The sequence below is a fragment of the Methylobacterium sp. WL1 genome, from assembly GCF_008000895.1.
Classification (GTDB): domain Bacteria; phylum Pseudomonadota; class Alphaproteobacteria; order Rhizobiales; family Beijerinckiaceae; genus Methylobacterium.
Genome location: NZ_CP042823.1, coordinates 1,004,011 through 1,024,632, shown reverse-complemented (window position 1 = coordinate 1,024,632; position 20,622 = coordinate 1,004,011). Strand labels below are relative to the sequence as shown.

Here is a 20,622-nt window from a genome sequence, read left to right as displayed (position 1 = left end):
GATCGGGCCGCCGCGCCCGACAGGTCAGGCAGCGCATAGGCCTTCGCGCCGCCGGCGGGAAGTGTCGCGGGCTCGGCACGAGAGGCGCCCGGCATGGTGATCCATGTTCTAGCCCCCGTCTGGAAAAGCTCTAGGTTCCTGGGTGAGGGCCGGCCGCTTTGGTCGCATTGCGCGGGCGGACCGGTGCACCGCACACTTCAACCTGGGATCAACGGTGGGGCGACGCTTGCGGCGAGGGGGTGAGCAGATCGAGCCCGGCGACCGAACCCGCCTGCCCGGCGGGTTTTGCGGCTCGTTGCGCGGGCGCATCTGCCTCCTACGCGGGAGCGCCTGCCCCCTGCGCGGGGCCGCCTGATGGCGCAGCTTTTCACCCCCGGCGCGGACGCGACCTACCGGCTCGCCCTGATGACCGGTGTGGCCTGCCTGGTCGGCCTGCCCGTGTTGGCGGCCGGGATCGTGCGCTCGAACTACGTTACTGGCGTCGGCATCGCGCCGGCCCAGCCCCTGCCGTTCAGCCACAAGCACCATTCCGGCGAGCTCGGCATCCAATGCCGGTATTGCCACACCACCGTCGACAAGGAGGCCACCGCCGGCATCCCGCCGACCCATACCTGCATGACCTGCCACTCGCAGATCTGGACCGGGTCGACGATGCTCAAGCCGGTGCGCGACAGCTACGCGCAGGACAAGCCGCTGGAATGGGTGCGGCTGAACAAGCTGCCGCAATACGTTTACTACAACCACTCGGTGCATGTGACGAAGGGCATCGGCTGCTCGACCTGCCACGGCGACGTGACGTCGATGCAGATGACCTATCGGGCGAACGCCTTCGAGATGCAGTTCTGCCTCGATTGCCACCGGGCGCCGGAGAAGTACGTGCGCACGCCCGATCAGGTCTGGAACATGACCTGGAAGCCGCCGGCCGACCAGGCGACGCTGGGTCCGAAGCTGGTGGCCGAATACCATATCCGCGGCGGTGCGCGGCTCACCGAGTGCGGGATCTGCCACCGATGACGCACACTCCCGACATCGCGGCGTTGCGCGCCAAGCTCGCCGGCGGCGACGGCCCCCGCTTCTGGCGCAGCCTCGACGCCGTCGCCGACAGCCCGGAATTCCGCGACTACCTCGCGGCCGAGTTCCCCTCGGCGGCCCGCCTCGCCGCCGCCCCGGAGCGGCGCGGATTCCTCAAGCTGATGGCGGCGTCCTTCGCGCTCGGCGGCCTCACGGCCTGCGGCGCGGAGGGCGGGCGCGATTACGAGGTGCCCTACGTCAACCAGCCCGAGCGGATCGTGCCGGGCACGAACCTGTCCTACGCCTCCTCGGCCGTGTTCGACGGGTTCGGCAACGGGATCCTGGTCACCACCCGCAACGGTCGGCCGCTGAAGATCGAGGGCAATCCCGATCACCCCTGGAGCCGCGGCGGCACCGACGTGCTGGCCCAGGCCTCGGTGCTCGGCCTCTACGACCCGTTCCGCTCGCAGGCGGTTCAGCACCTCGGCAAGCCGAGTTCCTGGGCGGCGTTCCGGACGGCCCTGCAGACGCAGATTCCGGCCTGGCGCGAGGCCGGGGGTGCGGGGGTGGCGCTGCTGACCGGACCGGTGACGTCGCCCACCGTCGCGGCGCAGATCGCCCGGATGCGGGCCGCCTACCCGGCGCTGCGCTGGTATGTCGGCGCCGGCACCGGCCGCGACGCGATCTACGAGGGCGCCCGCCTGGCCTATGGCCGGCCGCTGGAGACGCAGCCCGATTTCGGCCGGGCGCGCACGATCGTGTCCCTGGACGGCGACTTCCTCGACCTCGGCCCCGGCCAAGTCGGCCTGTCGGGGCGCTGGAGCGCGGCCCGTCGCGCCGCTTACGCCGAGGGCCGCCTGTTGAACCTCCACGCCGCGGCCCCGACCCCGACCCTCACCAGCGCCAAGGCGGATCACGGCGTCCCCGTCTCGGCCGGACGCCTCGAAGCCCTGGCGCGGGATTTTTTGGCGGTGACTTCAGGCGCCGCGGCGCCGGCCGGCGACGATCCGGTCTCCCGCTGGACGCGCCGCGCCGCCAAGGCCCTCACCGAGGCGCGCGGCGCCGGCATCGTCACAGCCGGGCTGACGGCGAGCCCGGACCTGCACGCCCTGGTCCACCGCCTCAACGGCGCGCTCGGCAATACCGGGGCGACCCTGCGGCACACGATGCCCGTGGCCGAACAGGGCTCCGGGACGCTGGCGGACCTGGCGGAGGCGATGGAGCGCGGTGCCGTCAAGGTCCTGATCGTGCTCGGCGGCAACCCGGTCTACGACGCCCCGGGCGCCCTCGACTTCGCCGCCCGGATGGAGCGCGTGCCGCTCAAGATCCATGCCGGGCTCTACTACGAAGAGACCGGCGCGCATGCCGACTGGCACCTGCCCGCCGCCCATCCGCTGGAGAGCTGGGGCGACGTCCGGTCCCTCGACGGCACGGTCGGGCTGATCCAGCCCACGGTGGCGCCGCTCTACAACGGCCGCACCCTCCAGGACATGCTGGCCTTCCTCACCGACGGACGCGGCGGTGAGGAAGGCGCCGACGCGCTCGCCCTGCTCAAGGCGCGCTGGCGGACCGAGGGCGAGGACGCGGCGGCGTTCGAGGCGCGCTTCTCCGATGCCCTGCGCCGGGGGTTCTGGCCGGACAGCGCGGCTGCGACCGAGGAGGTCGCGCTCACGCAGGAGGCCGGCGGCGCCGAACCTTCTGCCGAACCCTCTGCACAGCCCTTTGCCCAGCCCCCCGCCCGATCCTCTGCCGAGGCCGGGATCGAGGTGGTGTTCCGCCCGGATCCCACGGTCTGGGACGGTACCCATGCCGACCTCGCCTGGTTGCAGGAACTGCCGAAGCCGCTCACCAAGGTGGTTTGGGAGAACGTGGTCGCGCTCAGCCCGCATCTGGCCGAGCGGGAGGGTGTCGCGACCGGCGACATCGTGCGGGTCGAGGCGGAGGGGCGCGCCGTCGAGGGCGCCGCCTGGATCCTGCCGGGCCAGGCCGCCGACACCGTGACGCTGAGCCTCGGCTACGGCCGCAGCGTGCCCGACCACCTGTCCAGCGGCCTCGGCTACGACGCCGCCACCCTGCGCCCGGCCGGGACGCCGTGGCGGCTCTCCGGCGCGCGGCTGACGAAGACCGGACGGCGCCGCATGCCGGCGACCACCCAGCATCTCGGCACGATGGAGGGGCATGACATCGTCCGCGTCCAGGCCGTCGGTTCCGCGCCGGTGGGCGATCCCAAGGGCGCGCCGGCGCCGGCCTCGTTCTACCCGCCGCCGGAGAGCCAGGACCGCTGGGTCGCGGCGCAATGGGGCATGGCGATCGACCTCGACGCCTGCATCGGCTGCAACGCCTGCGTCACCGCCTGCCAGTCGGAGAACAACATACCGGTGGTCGGGCGCGCCGAGGTCGAGCTCGGCCGCTGGATGGGCTGGCTGCGGGTCGACCGCTACTACGCGGGCGGGCTGGACGCGCCGACGACGCATTTCCAGCCGGTGCCGTGCATGCATTGCGAGCAGGCGCCCTGCGAGGTCGGTTGCCCCGTGGAGGCGACCCTGCACGACAGCGAGGGCCTGAACCTGCAGGTCTACAACCGCTGCGTGGGCACCCGGACCTGCCAGAGCTACTGCCCGTACAAGGTCCGCCGCTTCAACTACCTGGACTACACCGGCGGCATGACCCCGGTGCAGCAGCAGCAGCGCAACCCCGAGGTCACGGTCCGGGCCCGCGGCGTCATGGAGAAGTGCACCTACTGCATCCAGCGCATCACGGCGGCCCGGATCACCTCGGCCAAGGACGCCCACGCGCCGATCCCGGACGGCGCCGTCGAGACCGCCTGCCAGGGGGCCTGCCCGACCCGGGCGATCACCTTCGGCAACGTCGCCGACCCGGGAAGCCAGGTCTCGGCCGCCCGCACGGACACGCGGGAATACGCGCTGCTCGGCCACCTCAACACGCGCCCGCGCACCACCTACCTGGCGGGGCTCGCCCCCGCCGCCGATCCGGCCGGACGGGAGGGCTGAGCATGTCCGGCGCGCTCGCAGGCGGTTCGCTGATCCGGCCGGAGGAAACCCTCCAGGGCATCGGCGGCGCGGTCACCGCGATCCCGCTGACGCATCCACGCAACCGGCGCTGGTGGATCGCCTTCGCGGGGGCTGCGGCGCTGCTCGGCGTGTTCGGCTTGACCCTCGGCTACCTGCTCTACGCGGGGCCTGGGATCTGGGCCAACAACAACGCCGTCGTCTGGGCGCTGGACATCGCCAGCTACGATTGGTGGATCGGCGTCGCCTCCGGCAGCCTGCTGGTCTCGGCGGTGCTGCTGCTGCTCGGGGCCGAGTGGCGCGGGGCGGTGAACCGCATCGCCGAGACCCTTGCGCTGCTCGCCACCGCGGCGGCCGGCCTCTATCCGATCATCCATCTCGGTCGGCCGTGGTTCTTCTTCTGGAACCTGCCCTACCCCAACACCTACAACCTGTGGCCGCAGTTCCGCTCGCCGCTGCTGTGGGACGCGATCGACATCGTGGCCTTCCTGGTGATCTGCGTCAGCCTCTGGTTCATCGGCCTGCTGCCCGACCTCGCCACTCTGCGCGACCGCGCCTTCGGGGAGGCGATGCGCCAGGCCGACGCGAAGGCGCCGACCCGCCGGCTCGCCCTGCTGCGCGCCCAGGTCTACGGCATCGTCGCCTCCGGGTGGCGCGGGTCCGCGGCCCATTGGCAGATCTGGGTCCAGGCCTACCGCACGGTGGCGCTGCTCGGCGTGCTGCTGGTGGTCTCGGTCCAGACCGGCGCCTCGGTGATGCTGGCGGGCTCGCTGATGCCGGGCTGGCACAGCACGCTGCTGCCGGTGAGCTTCCTGGTGAACGCGGTCTATTCCGGCGTCGGCATGACGGCGGCGATCGTGGTGCTGATCCGCGTCGTCTACGGCCTCGACGCCCTGGTGAGCGTGCGCCACCTCGACGTGCTCGGCCGCCTGCTGCTCGGCCTCGGCTGCGCCAGCGCCTATTGCTACGCGGCCGAGTATTTCGACACGTTCCTCAACGGCGACCCGGAGGCGCGGGCGGTGCTGGCGCGGCGCATGACCGGCGACCACGCGCTGGTCTCCTGGATGGCGATCCTCCTGTTGGTCCTGCCCGCTCAGGTGCTGTGGTCGGCCCGGGCCCGCACGGCGCCGCTCGCGCTCGCCGCGGTCGGGCTCCTGGTGGCGGCCGGCGCCTATGCCGACCACGTCATGGTGTTGGTCGTCACCCTGACCCAGGACTTCCTGCCGTCCTCGCGGCTGCCCTACGGGGTGGATCCCTGGGGCGTGGCCACCTTCGCGGGCTCGCTCGGCCTGTTCCTGACCCTGCTGCTGCTGTTCCTGCGCTACCTGCCGGCGGTCTCGATCATCGAGAGCCGCCGCCTCTCGCGCGCCCGGGCACCCAGGCCGCCGCCGGAGGCCGTCTCGCACGCCGCCCCCGCCCGGAGGAGGATCGGGGCCGGCGCCGCTCTGGGCGTGTCCGCCACCTTCGCCAGCCAGGCCGACCTCGCCGCCGCGCTCCAGGCCGTGTCCGGGATCAGCCCCCCGGACCAGGTCCATCTCGACGGGCACGGGCCGGTGCCGATGCCGCGGACCCTGCGGTCCCTCGGCCTGGAGGGGCGCTCGATCCTGCCCTACGCGCTCGCCGGTGCGCTGCTCGGCGGCGCGGGCTTCTACGCGATGTGCATCTACGCCACGGCCTACGACTACGTGTTCCTGATCGGCGGGCGTCCGCGCCTGTCCTGGCCGTCCTTCGTGGTGCCGAGCATCTCCTTCGCGATGATGACCGGCTGCATCGCGATCCACCTCGCATTGCTGGTGCTCAACCGCTTGCCGCGGCTGAACCACCCGGCCTTCAACATCCCGGGCTTCCTGCGCGCCTCGGACGACCGCTTCTTCCTCTCCGCGGAGGCGCGCGACGACCGCTTCGACGCAGGCCGGTTCGAGCGCCGGCTCGCGGGCCTGGCGGCCGGGCCGGGCGCCCCTCGAGATCCGCAGGATCCCGCGATGAGCGCGCTGCCAGCTTCCTCCTGGTCGCGGCTTTGCCGGGTCTCTCGGCCTGCGGCGAGGCCAACATGGACGACCAGGCCCGGGCCAAGACCTGGGACCGCAACCCGTTCTTCCCCCGCCAGATCACCATGCGCCAGCCGGTGCCCGGGACCGTGCCGCGGGTCGATCCGGCCCGCGAGGCGCCGCAGCCGCAGACGATCAGCCGGGACCTGATCGACCGGGGCCGGGAGCGCTACGGGGTGTTCTGCACGCCCTGCCACGGCCAGGATGGGCGCGGCGGGGGCATGATCGTGGCCCGCGGCTTCCCGCCCGCCGGCGACCTCACCGCCGAGCCGCTCCGCCGGGCCCCGGCCGCCGAGATCTACGGCGTCATCGGCAACGGCCGGCGCGCGATGTTCGGCATGGCCCAGATGATCCCCTCGGCCGACCGCTGGGCGATCGTCGCGTATGTCCGGGCGCTCCAGCTCAGCCAGGACGCCGTGGTGGCGGGCCTGCCCCCGGACGACCGGGCCCGCCTGGAGGCGACCCGATGAGCCGGCCCGTGCTGATCGGCCTCCTCGGGTTTCGGCCTGCTCGCCGCCTGCTGGCTCGCGGGCGGCTGGCGCGGCGCGGCGTCCTCCTACCTGGCGGCCTGGCTCGTCCTGCTGGCGCTGCCGGTCGGCGCCCTGCCGGTGACGATCGTGGCCGAACGCTTCGGCAAGCGCGTGCGCGAGCGCGGCGGGATCGAGATGCTGGCGGGCCTGCGCCGGCTCATGGCGCTGATGCCGGTGGCCGCGCTGCTGGGGCTGCCCCTGCTCGCCGCGGTGCCGGTGCTCTACCCGTGGGTCGGGGCGGCGCCCCGCACACCGCTGGCGGCTTTCTGGTTCATCACGCCGTTCTTCGTGGCCCGGGTGATCGCGTATCTCGCCGCCTGGACCTGGCTGTCGATCCGGTTCGCGCGGCCCTTCGACGAGCCGGGCGAGGGCCGCACCGTGCCGGCGGTGGGCCTCCACGCGGTGGTCGGCACGCTGTTCACCTCCGACGTGATCGCCTCCCTCGACCCGAGGCTCGACTCGACCCTGCTCGGCCTGTTGGTGATGACCGCCTGGAGCGGGCTGGCCTTCGCGGCCGCGATCCTGCTCGCCTGGGAGGAGCCGGAGCCGGTGGGCCGCGGGCGGACGGCGCCCGGGCGCGGCCGGCTGGTTCCCCTGGTGGTCCTGCTCGGGCTCTGGGCGTTCATGCACTTCGTGCAGTTCCTGATCGTCTGGTCCGCCAACCTGCCCCGAGGTGGCCTGGTACTTCGCCGGGCGGCAGCCTCGGGCGCGGGATCGATCGGCGCCGGGGCCGTGGTGGTGCTGGCCGGGCTCGCGACCCTGCGGCCGGGCCGTCCGACCACGCGGGTCCTGGCCGGCGCGGCGCTCGCGGTGCATGCCCTCGAGATGTTCTGGCTGGTCACCCCGGCCCTCCGCGACCGGTTCGTGCTCCGCCCGGTCGACGGGTTCGCGGCCCTGGCGGTGGCCTGCCTTGCCGCCGCGCTCCATCCGCTGTTGCGCGCGGCGCCAGGCGCCCGGCGCGCCGGGAGGTCGGCATGAGCGCGCGTCCCGGTCCCGGCCTGATCCCGGCGATCCTGGCCGGCTTGACCCTGCGCGGCAGCGGCCTGCTCGGTGGTCGCTCGGGTCGCGCCGCCGCGCCGGGCACGCCTGCCAACGCCCCGCGCGACCCCGACGATCCCGGCTATGAGACCCGGGACGTCAAGGTCCGCAACACCACGCTGGTGATGGCGGGCCTGGCGCTCTCCGTCCTGACGGTGATCGGCACGATGGTCTGGATGAGCGCCGCGTTCAGCGCGAGCCAGCGCCGGGCCCTGCCGCCCCTGACGCCGCAGCAGACCGCGACGCTGACGCCGCCGCCCCCGAACCTCCAGGCGGATCCCTACGCCGACCTCGACCGCCAGCGGGCCGCGACCGGGGCGCGGCTCTCCGGCTACGGCTACAGCGATCCGGCCCGCACCCACGCCCGCATCCCGGTCGATCGGGCGATGGACCTCGTCGTCGGCCGCTCCCTCGACGCGCCGGAACGGTAGGCAGGATGACGCCGAACCACGCAGCCCTGGAGCTTTGGCCCGCCGCGGTCTCGGGCACCGCGACCGAGACGGACCTGCTCATCCTGGCCTTCACGGTCCTGACCCTGCTGCTGACCGTGCCGGTCTTCGTGGCGATCACCTATTTCGCCCTGCGCTACCGCGAGGGTTCGGAGGCGGATCGCAGCCCCTCCGGCATCCGCTCCAACCTCATCGAGATCAGCTGGATGCTGATCCCGTTCCTGCTGACGCTGATCTTCTTCGTCTGGGGCGCCCGGGTGTTCATCGCCTCCAAGAACGCCCCGCCGGACGCCATGGTGATCGAGGCGATCGGCCGGCAATGGATGTGGAAGTTCCAGCATCCCACCGGTCAGGCCGAGATCAACGACCTGCACGTGCCGATCGGCCAGCCGATCCGCCTGCGCATCATCAGCCAGGACGTGATCCACGCCCTCTACCTGCCGGCCCTGCGCCTGCAGGTGGCGGCGCTCCCCGACCGCTACACCGATCTGTGGTTCAAGGCCGACAAGATCGGCACCTACCACCTCTATTGCTCGGAATATTGCGGCACCGACCATTCGGTGATGGGCGGCGAGATCAGCTTCATGAATCCCGGCGACTACCAGGACTGGCTGACCCATTCCGGCGCGCAGCAGGGTAAGGTCGCGGCCGGCCGCACCCTCTACGAGGCCTATGGCTGCGCCGGCTGCCACGATCCCGGCTCCTCCGTGAAGGCCCCGAGCCTGGCCGGCCTCTACGGCAGCCCGGTGAAGCTCGCCGACGGCCGCACGGTGACGGCCGACGACGCCTGGCTGCGCGAGAAGATCCTGAACCCGAACGGCGACCGCCTCGCCGAGGGCTACAAGCAGGTGATGCCGAGCTTCGCCGGTCGGATCCCGGAGGGCGAACTCGGGACGATCATCGATTTCCTCAAATCCTACACGGCGCCGGCCTCCGGCAAGGCCGCGCAGGCCACTCCATGACGGCCAATCCATGACGGCGACGAGGGCGACACCATGAGCGCATCGGGCAGCGTCGGCGGCACGGCCCGCCGCGAGCCGCACGCGCCGGAGGCCACCCTCGGGCGCAAGGCCGACTACCTTCACGCAGATTCGACCCTGCGCTCGTGGTTCCTCACCACCGACCACAAGCGCATCGCGATCCTGTACCTGGCCTCGATCACCGGCTTCTTCGTGATCGGGGCGGTCGCGGCCGGCGTGGTCCGGCTGGCGCTGATCGTGCCCAACGGCGCGATCATGACCAACGACACCTACAACAAGGCTTTCACCATCCACGGCGTGGTGATGGTGTGGTTCTTCCTGATCCCGTCGATCCCGGCGACCTTCGGCAACTTCCTGATCCCCCTCATGATCGGGGCGAAGGACCTGGCGTTCCCAAAGCTCAACCTGACGAGCTGGTACGTGTTCATGGCCGGGGCGTTCTTCACCCTGGTCTCGCTGGTTCTCGGCGGGGTCGACACCGGCTGGACCTTCTACGCGCCGCTCTCCACCGCCTTCTCGAACACCTGGGTCCTGCCGGCCCTGATCGGCGTCACCATCGTGGGCTTCTCGTCGATCCTGACGGGGCTCAACTTCGTGGTCACCATCCACACCATGCGGGCACCCGGCATGACGTGGTTCAAGCTGCCGATCTTCGTCTGGGCGCACTACGCCACCAGCCTGATCTTTCTGCTCGCCACGCCGGTGATCACGACCGCGCTGATCCTGCTGATCATGGAGCGGGGCTTCCACATCGGCGTGTTCGACCCGGCCTATGGCGGCGACCCGGTGCTGTTCCAGCACCTGTTCTGGTTCTACTCGCACCCGGCCGTGTACATCATGGTCTTGCCCGGCATGGGGGTGATCTCGGAGATCGTCCCGGCCTTCGCGCAGAAGAAGCTGTTCGGCTACCGGTTCGTCGCCTACGCGTCGATCGGGCTGGCCTCGGTGACCTTCTTCGTCTGGGGCCACCACATGTTCGTCAACGGCCAGAGCGACTTGGCCTCGCTGGTGTTCTCGGCCCTGTCGTTCGCGGTGGCGGTGCCGTCGGCCGTCAAGGTCTACAACTGGACCGCGACGATCCATAAGGGGAGCTTACGGCTCGATACGCCGATGCTCTACGCGATGGGCTATATCGGGCTGTTCGTGCTCGGCGGCCTCACCGGGCTCTACCTCGCGACGCTCGCCATCAACCAGCACATCCACGCGACCTACTTCGTGGTCGCCCACTTCCACTACATCATGGTCGGGGGCACGGTGCTGGCGTTCCTGGGGGGGCTGCACTTCTGGTGGCCAAAATTCACCGGGCGGATGTACAGCGAGCCCTGGGGCCGGGTCTCGGCGATGCTGATCTTCATCGGCTTCAACGTGACCTTCTTCCCGCAGTTCATCCTCGGCTATCTCGGGATGCCCCGGCGCTACGCGACCTATCCGGTCGAGTTCCAGCTCCTCAACGTGCTGTCCTCGGCCGGCGCCACGATCCTGGCCGCCGGCTACATCTTCCCGATGCTCTATCTGGTCTATTCCCTGTGGTTCGGCTGCAAGGCACCCGCCAACCCCTGGAACGCCAAGGGGCTCGAATGGGAGACCGGCTCGCCGCCGCCGAAGCACAACTTCCTCTCTCCGCCGGCGGTGCCGCGCATCCCCTACGATTACCCGATCCAGGCCCAGGAAGCCCAGGACCAGCACGGATGAGCAAAGGGCTGGCAGACGGCGTCGGGGTCGCCCGCGCCGGGCATTTCGAGACGGTGGCCCAGCAGCGCGCCGCCGCGACGCTGGGCATCTGGGCCTGGCTGATCACCGAACTGCTGCTGTTCTCGGCCCTGTTTCTGGTGGCGCTGATCGTCCGGATCCAGCACCCGGAGGCGACCGTCGCGGCGGCCAAGCACCTCAAGTTCTGGATCGGCGCCACCAACACCGTGGTGCTGATTTGCTCCAGCTTGACCATGTCGATGGCGATCGAGTTCTCGCGGATCGGCTGGCAGCGCGCCATGGTCCGGGCGATGCTGGCCACCGCGGCGCTGGGCGGCCTGTTCCTGGTGCTCAAGGGCTACGAGTATTACGCGGACTGGGACGAGCACATGATGCCGTTCCTGGGCAGCCGGCCCTTCGCGCTGGCCGAGACACCGCCCGCGCGGCTGTTCGTGAACCTGTATTACGTCGCCACGATCCTGCACGCGGTGCACCTGTTCACCGGCATCGCGCTCCTGCTCGGCATGACTTGGATGGCCGCGAAGGCCGGCTTCCTGTCCCGGCACCAGAACTGGATCGAGGTCTACGGCCTGTACTGGCACTTCATCGATCTGGTCTGGGTCCTGGCCTTCCCGATCCTCTACGTGGTCAACCGGTAGGATGCGCAATCCCCTCGCTGCCTTGAGCGCCGACGACCGCGCCCTGCTCCGGCGCCGGCTGCGCACGCCGGTGCTGACCTTCCTGGCGCTGCTGGCGCTGCTGGCCGTCAACGTCACCCTGGGCGCCACCCTGCCCTTCGCCCAGGTCTGGATCGTCGAGCTCCTGGTCGTCGCCGTGATGGTGGCGCTGATCCTTCTGGTCTCCATGGAGGTGATCCACGAGCCGCCGCTGATCCGGCTGTTCTCGGGGATCGGCTTCTTCTGGGTCGCCATCATGTTCGGCATGACGCTGACGGATTACCTGGCGCGGTGACGCCCATGAATTCCGTCGTCCGGGCGTCAGGCGGCGCCAACACAGTGTCGTGATCCGGTCCGATGCACCGAGCCGGCTTCCACTTCGGCGCCACGCACTCTAAACGTCGCCCCGTCCCCGCTCGGCTCCGGCTTTATCCTGATGTGCGAATTGCTCGGCATGAGCGCCAACGTGCCGACCGACATCCGCTTCTCGTTCGCCGGGTTGGCCAGGCGTGGCGGCGAAACCGGCCCGCATGCCGACGGCTGGGGCATCAGCTTCTACGACGGGCGGACCTGCCGCAGCTTTCACGAGCCGGAGCCGAGCTCGCGGTCGCAGCTGGCCCGGCTGCTGCGCGACATGCCGATCAAGAGCCGCATCGTCGTCGCCCACGTGCGCAAGGCCAATCGCGGCCGGGTCAGCCTGGAGAACACCCATCCGTTCGCCCGGGAATTGTGGGGCCGCCGGTGGACCTTCGCGCATAACGGCCAGCTCAAGGGCGTGAAGCGTCTGCCGCTCGGCGGGTTCATGCCGATCGGCTCGACGGACAGCGAGCACGCCTTCTGCTGGATGCTCGGCCGCCTCCAGACCCGGTTCCAGGCCCTGCCCCGTCCCGCCACCCTGGACCGCGCCGTCGCAGACCTCGCGGGCGACCTGCACGCCATGGGCGTGTTCAACATGCTGCTGACCGACAGCCGCACCCTCTACGCCCATTGCGGCAAGCGCCTGTGCTACCTCACCCGCCGCGCCCCGTTCGGCACCGCCACCCTGATCGACGAGGATTGGCAGGTGAATTTCGCGCAGGAGACCTCGGAAAGCGACGTGGTCACGGTCGTCGCCACCCAGGCGCTCACCCGCGACGAGCGCTGGACCGACCTCGCCCGCGGCGACGTCCTGACCCTGCGGGACGGGGCGATCCGCCTGTTGAGGCCGGCCGGAGCGTCTTAAGTCCTACTTGAGCGAGGGTGCATGCCGCCCCCCGATGCGCTAGAACGACCGTAACAGGAGCGCATCGGCCGGGCTTCAGGGGAGTTCGGCCGGCAAGCGATCCGCCTCGACCGTCCCGGACCGCAGGTCGAGCCACGATAAGCTGACGAGCGCGATACGCATGACCCGCGACGACACCGACACCGCCCTGTCCCACGAGGACGGGCTTCGGGATGCGCTTCGGGATGGCCGCCCGAATCTCGCCCCGAACATCCGCACACATCTCGGCGAGCACCTGCGCACGGTCTACGAGCGGATCGGCGAGGAGGTGCTGCCCTCTCGCTTTGCCGACCTGATCGAGAAGCTGGAAGAGGCTCTGCGCGCCCGCGGCGAGGCGATCGAGCCGGAGTTCCGCAACGGCCTGCTCGCGGCCGTCCCGTCCTTGCGCGCCTTCGCGCTGTCGCTGACCTCGAACCCCGCCCGCTCCGACGACCTCGTCCAGGACACCCTGCTCAAGGGCTGGCAGCATCGCGCCCGGTTCCAGCCGGGGACCAACCTCAACGCGTGGTTGTTCACGATCCTGCGCAACATCTTCTACTCCGATCATCGCAAGCGGGTCCGCGAGGTCGAGGACCAGGACGGCTCCTACGCGGCGCGGTTGGCCACGGCCCCGCACCAGGGCGACCGGCTCGATGTCGAGGACCTGCAATCGGCCCTGGCCAAGCTGCCGCCGGACCAGCGCGAGGCGCTGGTGCTGGTGGGTGCCGAGGGCGTCTCCTACGAGGAGGCCGCCACGATCATGGGCTGCAAGGTCGGCACCGTGAAGAGCCGGGTCAGCCGCGCCCGCGGCCGCCTGGCGGAGCTGCTGGGCTACGACGAGGAGGATCTCGGCTCCGATCGGTTCATCCAGTCGGCGATGCCCAAGGACGCGTAGGGCAAGAACGCGTAAGGATCGCGCCGGGCGGTCCGTCCCCGCCCCGAAAAAAGATGCATCCGAATCCGAGGATCGGACGTTACCGGCCCGAGCTTCGTCGCCTCGCTGCGGCGGAACGCCACGGAACGGAGATGTCCCGCATGACCTTCAAGACCCTTATCGCAGCCTCGGCTCTGGCTCTGTCGCTGCCCCTCGCCGCCCAGGCCCAGGGCACCATCCCGGGTGCCGAGCGTGGCGCTGCCGCCGGCAACGACGCGGCCGGCCCGATCGGCGGGATCGTCGGCGGTGCCGTCGGTGCGGCCACCGGCACGGTGGGCGGAATCCTCGGCGTCGACATGGCGCCGCGCTTCCGCAGCTACGTCCGCGAGCGCAACGTCCGCTCGTACGATTACGACGGCCGCGTCGCCGTCGGCTCGACCCTGCCGTCCTCCGGCGTCACCTACTACGATGTCCCGAACGAGTACCGCGTGCAGCCGGGCTACCGCTACACCGTCGTGAACGACCGTCCGGTGCTGGTCGATCGCGGCCACCGGATCGTTGAGGTCATCGACTGATCGCACGGGCCGGTCCCGCGCCGGCCCCTCGGGCCCCGGAGCGACCCGCTCCGGGGCCCGTCCTCGATCCGCAGGACGACGGAGGCGCAACGGTTCTCCGGCGAAGCCGTTGATCCGCCACGTGAACCATGAGGCGACCATGAGCCAGGATCCGAGCGACCCCGGCGCGACACTGCCGGAACCGGTGCGCGATCACCTCGGCCAGCAATTGCGCGGCGTCCTGCCGGTCGGGACCGACAAGCCCCGCTTCCTCGGGGACGATCCGGTGCCGGACGCGTTCGAGCCGCAGATCCGCCGGCTCGAGACCCGGTTGAAGACCCATGAGGAGGGCACGGAGGCGGTTGGCCAGGCCCTCGATCAGATCCTCGATGCCCTCGGCGTGAAGCCGGACGGCGCCGACAAGCCTCAGGTTTAAACGCCAAGTCCCGGGTTTGAAACGCGATGCCGTGTCAGACCCGCGGCTTCTCGGCCAGCAGATCGCGGATCTCCGACAGGAGCTTCACGTCCGCCGGGACTTCGGCCACCGCCTCGGGCTTCTTGGCCTCGGCGTTCTGCAGCTTGTTCATGGCCCGGATCACCAGGAACAGCACGAAGGCCACGATCATGAAGTTGATGGTCAGCGATAGGAACTGGCCGTAACCCAAGACGGCGCCTTGCTTCTTGGCGTCCACATAGGGCAGCCCGGCCTGCACCTTCGACGAGAGCGGGATGTAGTAGTTCGAGAAATCGAGCCCGCCCGTGATCGCCCCGATCGCCGGCATGAACAGGTCCTGCACGGCGGAATTGACGATCGCCCCGAAGGCCGCGCCGATGATCACGCCGACCGCGAGATCGACGACGTTCCCGCGCAGGGCGAACTTCTTGAATTCCTCGAGCATGCACAGTCCCCCGCCGATCCCGGGGGCAGACTACGGAAGATCGCTCGGAAAGCCAGCGCGGCGCCCGCCTATCCCCCGCTGATCGTCGGCGCTGCCGGCTCGTCGACCGCGGTGGCCGCCTCGGCCTTGGCGCGACGGCGGTATTGCGCAGCGACCACCGGGATGGTCAGCAGGTAGCCGCCGCTCACCGCCACCAGCGCCTCGAACGGATAGCTGATCAGGATGCCGAACGCGGCGACGCCGAGCAGGAAGATGGGCAGGACGAGGCTGCGCGGCACCCGCTTGCCCATGGTCTTCCCCGAGAAGGTCGGGACCGTGGACACGACCAGCAACGCGATGGCGAGCACGTAGATCAGGATCGCCGAGGCGATCCAGCCCTCGGCGCTGAAGCCGAGGAAGTGCAGGTAGAGCGGCAGCATCGCGGTCAGCGCGCCCGCAGGGGCCGGCATGCCGACGAAGAAGTCCTTCTTCCATTCCGGCCGGTTCGGATCGTCCAGCATGGCGTTGAAGCGCGCGAGCCGCAGGGCCATGGCGATGGCGAAGATCAGCGCTACGATCCAGCCGGCGGATTTGAGGTGGAACAGCGCGAACCCGTAGAGGATCAGCGCCGGTGCGCAGCCGAAATTCACGAAGTCGGCCAGCGAATCGAGCTCGGCCCCGAAGCGCGAGGTGCCCTTGAGCAGCCGCGCCACCCGCCCGTCGATGCCGTCGAGCACGCCGGCCGCCACCACGGCGATGACGGCGGGCTCGAACTTGCCCTCGAAGGCCAGCCGGATCGCGGTCAGCCCGAGGCAGAGCGCCATCAGGGTGATCATGTTGGGCGCGATCATCCGGAACGGCACCGGCTTGAACCGGCGCGGGCGCGGCTCGTTCGGATCCGGCGCGAAGGGCGGGAACAGGTCGTCCATGGCCGTCTAGATCCGCTTGAACTGCCGTCCGGGGCCACCGCCAAGGTCGGCCAGCACCGTCTCGCCGGCCACGGCCTTCTGGCCGAGTCCGACCAGCACGGTGGCGCCCGCCGGCAGGTAGACGTCCACCCGGGAGCCGAACCGGATCAGGCCGAACCGCTCGCCCACCGACAGCACGTCGCCGGCCGAGACGAACCCGACGATCCGCCGCGCCACCAGGCCGGCGATCTGGACCACGCCGACGCGCTTCGCCTGCCCGGCATGGCTGGTCTCGATGACCATCCCGTTGCGCTCGTTGTCGTCGCTGGCCTTGTCGAGCTCGGCGTTGAGGAACAGGCCGGGCGTATAGTGGATCTGGCCGATTCGCCCTGAGACGGGCACCCGGTTCACGTGGCAGTCGAACACGTTCATGAACACCGAGACCCGCAAGGTGGGCACCTGCGGCAGGTCGAGCTCGGGCGGCGGCAGCACGGTGGCGATCAGGTTGACGCGCCCGTCCGCGGGCGAGACCACGAGCCCGTCTTCCACCGGGGTGATCCGCTCCGGATCGCGGAAGAAGTAGCAGACCCAGAGGGTGAGGATCAGGAAGATCCAGCCGAAGAACTGCGAGAAATAGCCGGCCAGCACCGTGAGCACGATGCCGATCAGGATGAAGGGATAGCCCTCCTTGTGGATCGGCACGAGCGTCCGACGGATCGTCTCGATCAGGTCTGTCATCGTGTTCCGGACTCAACGGCGCCGCGGGCGGGCGGACATGTCGGACGCGCGGATGGCAGCCCGCCGGGCCGGCGTCAACGTGTCGGGGCGTTCCGTCTCTCTATCAGACATGCGTCATCGTCCCCACCCGCCCGCGGCGGCCAGGCATGGTCCAGCAAACCCGACCCAGGGGATGCGGGACGCCGCGAAGACCCTGGCGTCGACCATAGCTGCACGGCATCCACGATTGCGCCCTCTGCCGACACCTCTGATACAGTTCTCCCCTGATGGGCAGGCTGCGCACGCGACGACGGCGTGAGCCGAGCGCGGCCGCCCAGGATAGTGCCGCCGGTCCGGTCCGCGGCCGCAATGGAGGAAGCCGCCCGGTGCAGAAGCTCGCCATCCTCGGCCTCGGCGCCATGGGCCACCCGATCGCCCGCAACCTCGCGGCCAAGCGCCTGTCCGATTCCGAGACCGTCGTGGCGGTGGATTCCGACCCGGCGCGCCTGGCCGGGCTCGACGCGCCGGGCCTCGTCGCGACGGCGGATCGTGCGGCGGTCGACGGCGCCGCGGTGCTGTTCCTGTGCCTGCCGAACGGCGACGTGGTCGAGGCGGCCCTGTTCGGCGCGGATCGCCTGGTCGAGCGGCTGGCGCCGGGGGCGATCGTGGTGGATCTCAGCACCATCGCGCACGCCAAGGCGCTCGCGATCGGGCGCGCCGTGGCCGCGACCGGGCGGTGTTTCGTCGATGCCCCGGTCTCGGGGGCGCCGGCGGGCGCCGAGGCCGGGACGCTCACGGTGATGTGCGGCGGCGACCCGGAGCGCGCGGCAGCGGTCCGGCCGCTGCTGGAGCGGATCGGCACCAGCGTCCTGCATATGGGGCCGGCGGGATCCGGCCAGCTCACCAAGACGATCAACAACGTGCTCTACGACATCAACATCGCGGCGCTGGCCGAGGTGCTGCCGATGGCGGTGGCCATGGGGCTCGACCCGGAGCAGATCGCCCAGGTGGTCACCACCGGCACGAGCCGGAGCTACGCGGCGCACTATTTCGTGCCGCGCATCCTCCAGGGCCGCTTCGACGAGGGCTACCCGATGGGCGCGGCCTACAAGGACCTCGTCGCGGCCGCAGCGATCTCGGCCGAGGGCGGCTATCCCATGCCGGTCACGGCCGCCGCCACGGCGACCTACCAGACTGCGCTACGCCAGGGCCACGGCGACCGCGACAAGGGCGCGATGGTGCTGCCGTTCGAAGCCTTGCTGGGGGTGAAGGTCCGCTCCGGCGGTTGAGCCCCTGCCCTCGCGGCTGCGCTCCGTGAAAGGCTTCAATCCACCGCCGGCGCGTGCAGCTCCGCGTCGGTGAACCGAGCCTGCTCCTCCATCACCAGCTGGCCCAGCTCGCGCTTGATGGCATTGAAGTCGGCGCTCGCCGGGTCACGGGGCCGGGGGATCGGCACGGTGACGTCGCGCTTGATGCGCCCGGGCCGGTAGGTCATCACGAGGATCCGGTCGGCCAGGTAGATGGCCTCCTCAATCGAGTGGGTCACGAACACGATCGTCTTGCGGGAATCGGCCCAGATCCGGAGCAGTTCGTCCTGCAGCGTGCGGCGCGTCAGGGCGTCGAGCGCCCCGAACGGCTCGTCCATGAGCATCACCGGCGGGTCGAGGGCGAGGATGCGGGCGATGGCCACGCGCTGGCGCATCCCGCCCGACAGGTCCTTCGGGTAGCGGGTGCGGAAATCCGACAGGCCGAGCGTCGCAGTGATGCGGTCGACCGTCTCGGCGGCCTGGGCGCGCGGCACGCCCTTGATATCGAGGCCGAAGCGGACGTTGTCCTCGACGCTCATCCACGGGAACAGGGCGTATTCCTGGAACACCATGCCCCGGTCCGGGCCGGGATCGACCACCGGCTTGCCGCCTACCGTGATCGTGCCCGAGGTGAGCGGGCTGAAGCCGGCCATCGCGTTGAGCAGGGTGGACTTGCCGCAGCCCGAGGGCCCGAGCAAACACAGGAACTGGCCCTCCGGCACCGTCGCCGAGATGTCCTGAAGGGCGGCGACGCCCGAAGCGCCGCTGCCGAACACCTTGACGGCGTTCGCGACCACGATCTCTGCCGACATCGTCCGGGTTACCGCTCCAGGCCGCGATGCCAGCGCAGCAGGTGATCGTTGAGGCGGCTCATCGCCCCGTCGATGATCAGGCCGAGGATGCCGATCGTCAGCATGCCGCCGATGATCTTGTCCGACCACATGTATTCCCGGGCCTCGAGGATCCGGTAGCCGAGCCCGTCCGAGACCGCGATCATCTCGGCGACGATCACCACGATGAAGGCGGTGCCGATGCCGATGCGCATGCCGGCGAGCACGAACGGGCTCGCGGCCGGCAGGATCACCCGGCGGAACATCGTCCAGGAGCCGGCGCCGAGGTTGCGGGCGGCGCGGATGTAGATCGAATCGACCTGGCGCACCCCCGCGATGGTGTTCACCAGGACCGGGAAGAAGGTCCCGAGCGCGATTAGGAACAGGGCCGGCGGGTTGCCGAGCCCGAACCACACGATGGCGAGCGGGATGTAGGCGATCGGCGGGATCGGGCGCAGCACCTGGAGCAGCGGGTTGAACAGGGCGTAGAGCCCGTCGTTGGTGCCGAGCACCAGGCCGACCGGGACGGCGAGCCCGGCCCCGATCAGGAAGCCGGAGACCACCCGGGACAGGCTCGACGCCGCGTCGTGCGGCATCTCGCCGGAGAACAGCCAGGACAGATAGCTCTCCTGGCCCGGATCGTACGGCAGGGCCGGCAGCAGGCCGGACCACCATTTCACCGCCACCGCGCTCGGCGGCGGCAGCACCACGGCCGAGACGAGCCCGGTGCGGCTCGCCAGCTCCCACAGGATCAGCAGCGCGACCGGAACCAGGACGCCGCGAAGGTCGCGCAGGGCCATCGGATCACTCGACCTTCAGGTCGGCCTTGGCCTTGTCGAGCAGATCGAGCTTGACCCACTCGGCATCGCTCTTGGGCGGGTTCTGCATCTTACCCAGCCCGTACTTGACCATGTAGTCGGTGGTGACCTGCATGTGCCCCGCCGGCATGGCGTAGGTGTAGCTCGCGTTGGCCATGCCATCGCGAAAATCCTGGCTCGTGAGCTGACCCTTGAACACCTGCTCGCGGACGTATTTCTCGGCGAGCGCCGGGTCGTCGATGAAGGCCTTGGTGGCGGCCACGAACAGGCGCAACACCTTGGCGGCCACCTCCGGCCGCTCGGTGTACATCTTCTCGGTCATCACCAGGGGCCGCACCGGCTTGCCGATCGGCGTGTCGTAGGGCTTGACCAGCTCGACGCCCCAGCCGGCGCTGATCGCCTGGGTCGATTGCGGCTCCGACTGGCAGATCACGTCGACGTATTTCTGCCCCAGGGCCTGGTTCAGGTCGGCGTAGTTGTTGAAGTAGGTCAGCTGGACGTCCTTGCCCGGGCGCTCGGACCAGGTCAGCCCGTGCTTGTCGAGCTCGGCCAGGAGCATCAGGTCCTGCGTGCCGCCGCGCACCGTCGCGACCTTGAGGCCCTTCAGGTCGGTCGCGCTCTTGGCCGGCAGGTCCGGCCGCTTGAGGATGCGCACGCCGCCGTCGGCGAAGCCCGCGACCACCACCAGCTTCACGCCGTTGCCGCGGGCGGCCACCGCGCCGTCGCCCCCGGAGGCCGCGATGTCGATCTGGTCCACGGCCATCGCCGGGTAGATGTCGGCGCCCTTGGCGAACTGGCGCTCGTCGATCTTCAGGCCGTATTTCGGCGCGATCTCCTTCATGTAGGAGATGGCGCCGTAATGGGCGAATTTCAGGTTGCCGAGTCGGACGACATCCTCCGCCCGGACAGTGCCGCCGAGGGCGACCAGCATGGCGCCGGCCGCGATCAGGCCCTTCAACATCGATGTCTCCCCCGACCGGACGGCACGAGCCGATTCACAGCGCGGCCTTCGTGATGGGCCGTTCAGCGCAGTATAACGAATACA

At 70.2% G+C, this 20,622-nt stretch carries 21 protein-coding genes; 15 read left to right on the top strand and 6 right to left on the bottom strand.

The features are described from left to right. Nucleotides 1-354: 354 nt before the first annotated feature. The 14 genes from FVA80_RS05320 (at nucleotide 355) to FVA80_RS05255 (ending at nucleotide 14,555) form a co-directional block, all read left to right on the top strand. Nucleotides 355-1,014 carry a cytochrome c3 family protein gene (locus tag FVA80_RS05320; protein ID WP_147908315.1) on the top strand — a complete coding sequence of 220 codons (660 nt, stop codon included), beginning with the start codon at nucleotides 355-357 and terminating at the stop codon, nucleotides 1,012-1,014. Next, nucleotides 1,011-4,022 carry a TAT-variant-translocated molybdopterin oxidoreductase gene (locus tag FVA80_RS05315; RefSeq protein ID WP_147908316.1) on the top strand — a complete coding sequence of 1,004 codons (3,012 nt, stop codon included), beginning with the start codon at nucleotides 1,011-1,013 and terminating at the stop codon, nucleotides 4,020-4,022. The genes FVA80_RS05320 and FVA80_RS05315 overlap by 4 nt, the downstream gene beginning before the upstream one ends. A gap of 2 nt (nucleotides 4,023-4,024) precedes the next feature. Continuing rightward, nucleotides 4,025-6,238, top strand: coding sequence for a DUF3341 domain-containing protein (locus tag FVA80_RS05310; protein WP_246692273.1), 2,214 nt, complete (start codon nucleotides 4,025-4,027; stop codon nucleotides 6,236-6,238). Further along, nucleotides 6,178-6,558 (top strand): cytochrome c, encoded by a 381-nt coding sequence (locus tag FVA80_RS05305; RefSeq protein ID WP_246692272.1) that lies wholly within the window; start codon nucleotides 6,178-6,180, stop codon nucleotides 6,556-6,558. Before FVA80_RS05310 ends, FVA80_RS05305 begins: the two co-directional genes overlap by 61 nt. Before the next feature lie 147 nt (nucleotides 6,559-6,705). Next, nucleotides 6,706-7,596 (top strand): hypothetical protein, encoded by an 891-nt coding sequence (locus FVA80_RS05300; protein WP_246692271.1) that lies wholly within the window; start codon nucleotides 6,706-6,708, stop codon nucleotides 7,594-7,596. Continuing rightward, complete coding sequence (locus FVA80_RS05295) at nucleotides 7,593-8,087, top strand: hypothetical protein (protein ID WP_147908320.1); 495 nt, start codon at nucleotides 7,593-7,595, stop codon at nucleotides 8,085-8,087. The genes FVA80_RS05300 and FVA80_RS05295 overlap by 4 nt, the downstream gene beginning before the upstream one ends. Before the next feature lie 5 nt (nucleotides 8,088-8,092). Then, the gene (gene coxB, locus FVA80_RS05290; protein WP_147908321.1) at nucleotides 8,093-9,067 is read left to right on the top strand and encodes a cytochrome c oxidase subunit II; all 975 of its coding nucleotides are present in this window, start codon (nucleotides 8,093-8,095) and stop codon (nucleotides 9,065-9,067) included. 33 nt (nucleotides 9,068-9,100) lie between these two features. Further along, on the top strand, nucleotides 9,101-10,777 hold the full coding sequence (locus tag FVA80_RS05285) for a cbb3-type cytochrome c oxidase subunit I (protein ID WP_147908322.1): 1,677 nt from the start codon (nucleotides 9,101-9,103) through the stop codon (nucleotides 10,775-10,777). Then, nucleotides 10,774-11,433: a cytochrome c oxidase subunit 3 gene (locus FVA80_RS05280; protein ID WP_147908323.1), complete on the top strand. Its 660-nt coding sequence runs from the start codon at nucleotides 10,774-10,776 to the stop codon at nucleotides 11,431-11,433. Before FVA80_RS05285 ends, FVA80_RS05280 begins: the two co-directional genes overlap by 4 nt. Nucleotide 11,434: 1 nt before the next feature. Beyond that, nucleotides 11,435-11,746: an oxidase gene (locus FVA80_RS05275; protein WP_147908324.1), complete on the top strand. Its 312-nt coding sequence runs from the start codon at nucleotides 11,435-11,437 to the stop codon at nucleotides 11,744-11,746. A gap of 141 nt (nucleotides 11,747-11,887) precedes the next feature. Then, complete coding sequence (locus FVA80_RS05270; RefSeq protein ID WP_147908325.1) at nucleotides 11,888-12,673, top strand: class II glutamine amidotransferase; 786 nt, start codon at nucleotides 11,888-11,890, stop codon at nucleotides 12,671-12,673. 160 nt (nucleotides 12,674-12,833) lie between these two features. Beyond that, nucleotides 12,834-13,586 (top strand): NepR family anti-sigma factor, encoded by a 753-nt coding sequence (locus FVA80_RS05265; RefSeq protein WP_147855899.1) that lies wholly within the window; start codon nucleotides 12,834-12,836, stop codon nucleotides 13,584-13,586. 140 nt (nucleotides 13,587-13,726) lie between these two features. Then, nucleotides 13,727-14,140 (top strand): DUF1236 domain-containing protein, encoded by a 414-nt coding sequence (locus FVA80_RS05260; RefSeq protein WP_147897179.1) that lies wholly within the window; start codon nucleotides 13,727-13,729, stop codon nucleotides 14,138-14,140. A 139-nt stretch (nucleotides 14,141-14,279) separates the two neighbouring features. Continuing rightward, nucleotides 14,280-14,555: a hypothetical protein gene (locus tag FVA80_RS05255; RefSeq protein ID WP_147908326.1), complete on the top strand. Its 276-nt coding sequence runs from the start codon at nucleotides 14,280-14,282 to the stop codon at nucleotides 14,553-14,555. Nucleotides 14,556-14,589: 34 nt separating this feature from the next. Here the strand turns inward: FVA80_RS05255 and mscL are convergent, their stop codons facing one another. The 3 genes from mscL to FVA80_RS05240 all read right to left on the bottom strand — a co-directional run bounded on the left by mscL (nucleotide 14,590) and on the right by FVA80_RS05240 (nucleotide 16,643). Beyond that, nucleotides 14,590-15,018 (bottom strand): large conductance mechanosensitive channel protein MscL, encoded by a 429-nt coding sequence (gene mscL / locus FVA80_RS05250; protein WP_147908327.1) that lies wholly within the window; start codon nucleotides 15,016-15,018, stop codon nucleotides 14,590-14,592. A gap of 68 nt (nucleotides 15,019-15,086) precedes the next feature. Continuing rightward, complete coding sequence (locus tag FVA80_RS05245) at nucleotides 15,087-15,926, bottom strand: phosphatidylcholine/phosphatidylserine synthase (protein WP_147908328.1); 840 nt, start codon at nucleotides 15,924-15,926, stop codon at nucleotides 15,087-15,089. Between the two features lie 6 nt (nucleotides 15,927-15,932). After that, complete coding sequence (locus tag FVA80_RS05240) at nucleotides 15,933-16,643, bottom strand: phosphatidylserine decarboxylase (protein WP_147857019.1); 711 nt, start codon at nucleotides 16,641-16,643, stop codon at nucleotides 15,933-15,935. Nucleotides 16,644-17,008: 365 nt separating this feature from the next. On the opposite strand from FVA80_RS05240, the gene FVA80_RS05235 reads away from it, so the two are divergent. Continuing rightward, a complete protein-coding gene (locus tag FVA80_RS05235; RefSeq protein ID WP_147908329.1) occupies nucleotides 17,009-17,911 on the top strand; it encodes an NAD(P)-dependent oxidoreductase in 903 nt (300 codons plus the stop codon). A gap of 35 nt (nucleotides 17,912-17,946) precedes the next feature. Here FVA80_RS05235 and FVA80_RS05230 read toward each other — a convergent pair whose 3' ends face one another. Genes FVA80_RS05230 through FVA80_RS05220 form a run of 3 tightly spaced genes read right to left on the bottom strand, consistent with a single transcriptional unit; the run spans nucleotide 17,947 to nucleotide 20,538 of the window. After that, nucleotides 17,947-18,741 (bottom strand): ABC transporter ATP-binding protein, encoded by a 795-nt coding sequence (locus tag FVA80_RS05230; RefSeq protein WP_147908330.1) that lies wholly within the window; start codon nucleotides 18,739-18,741, stop codon nucleotides 17,947-17,949. Between the two features lie 8 nt (nucleotides 18,742-18,749). Further along, entirely contained in the window at nucleotides 18,750-19,559 is an 810-nt protein-coding gene (locus tag FVA80_RS05225; protein WP_147908331.1) for an ABC transporter permease, read from the bottom strand. A gap of 4 nt (nucleotides 19,560-19,563) precedes the next feature. Next, a complete protein-coding gene (locus FVA80_RS05220; RefSeq protein ID WP_147908332.1) occupies nucleotides 19,564-20,538 on the bottom strand; it encodes an ABC transporter substrate-binding protein in 975 nt (324 codons plus the stop codon). Nucleotides 20,539-20,622 lie beyond the last annotated feature (84 nt).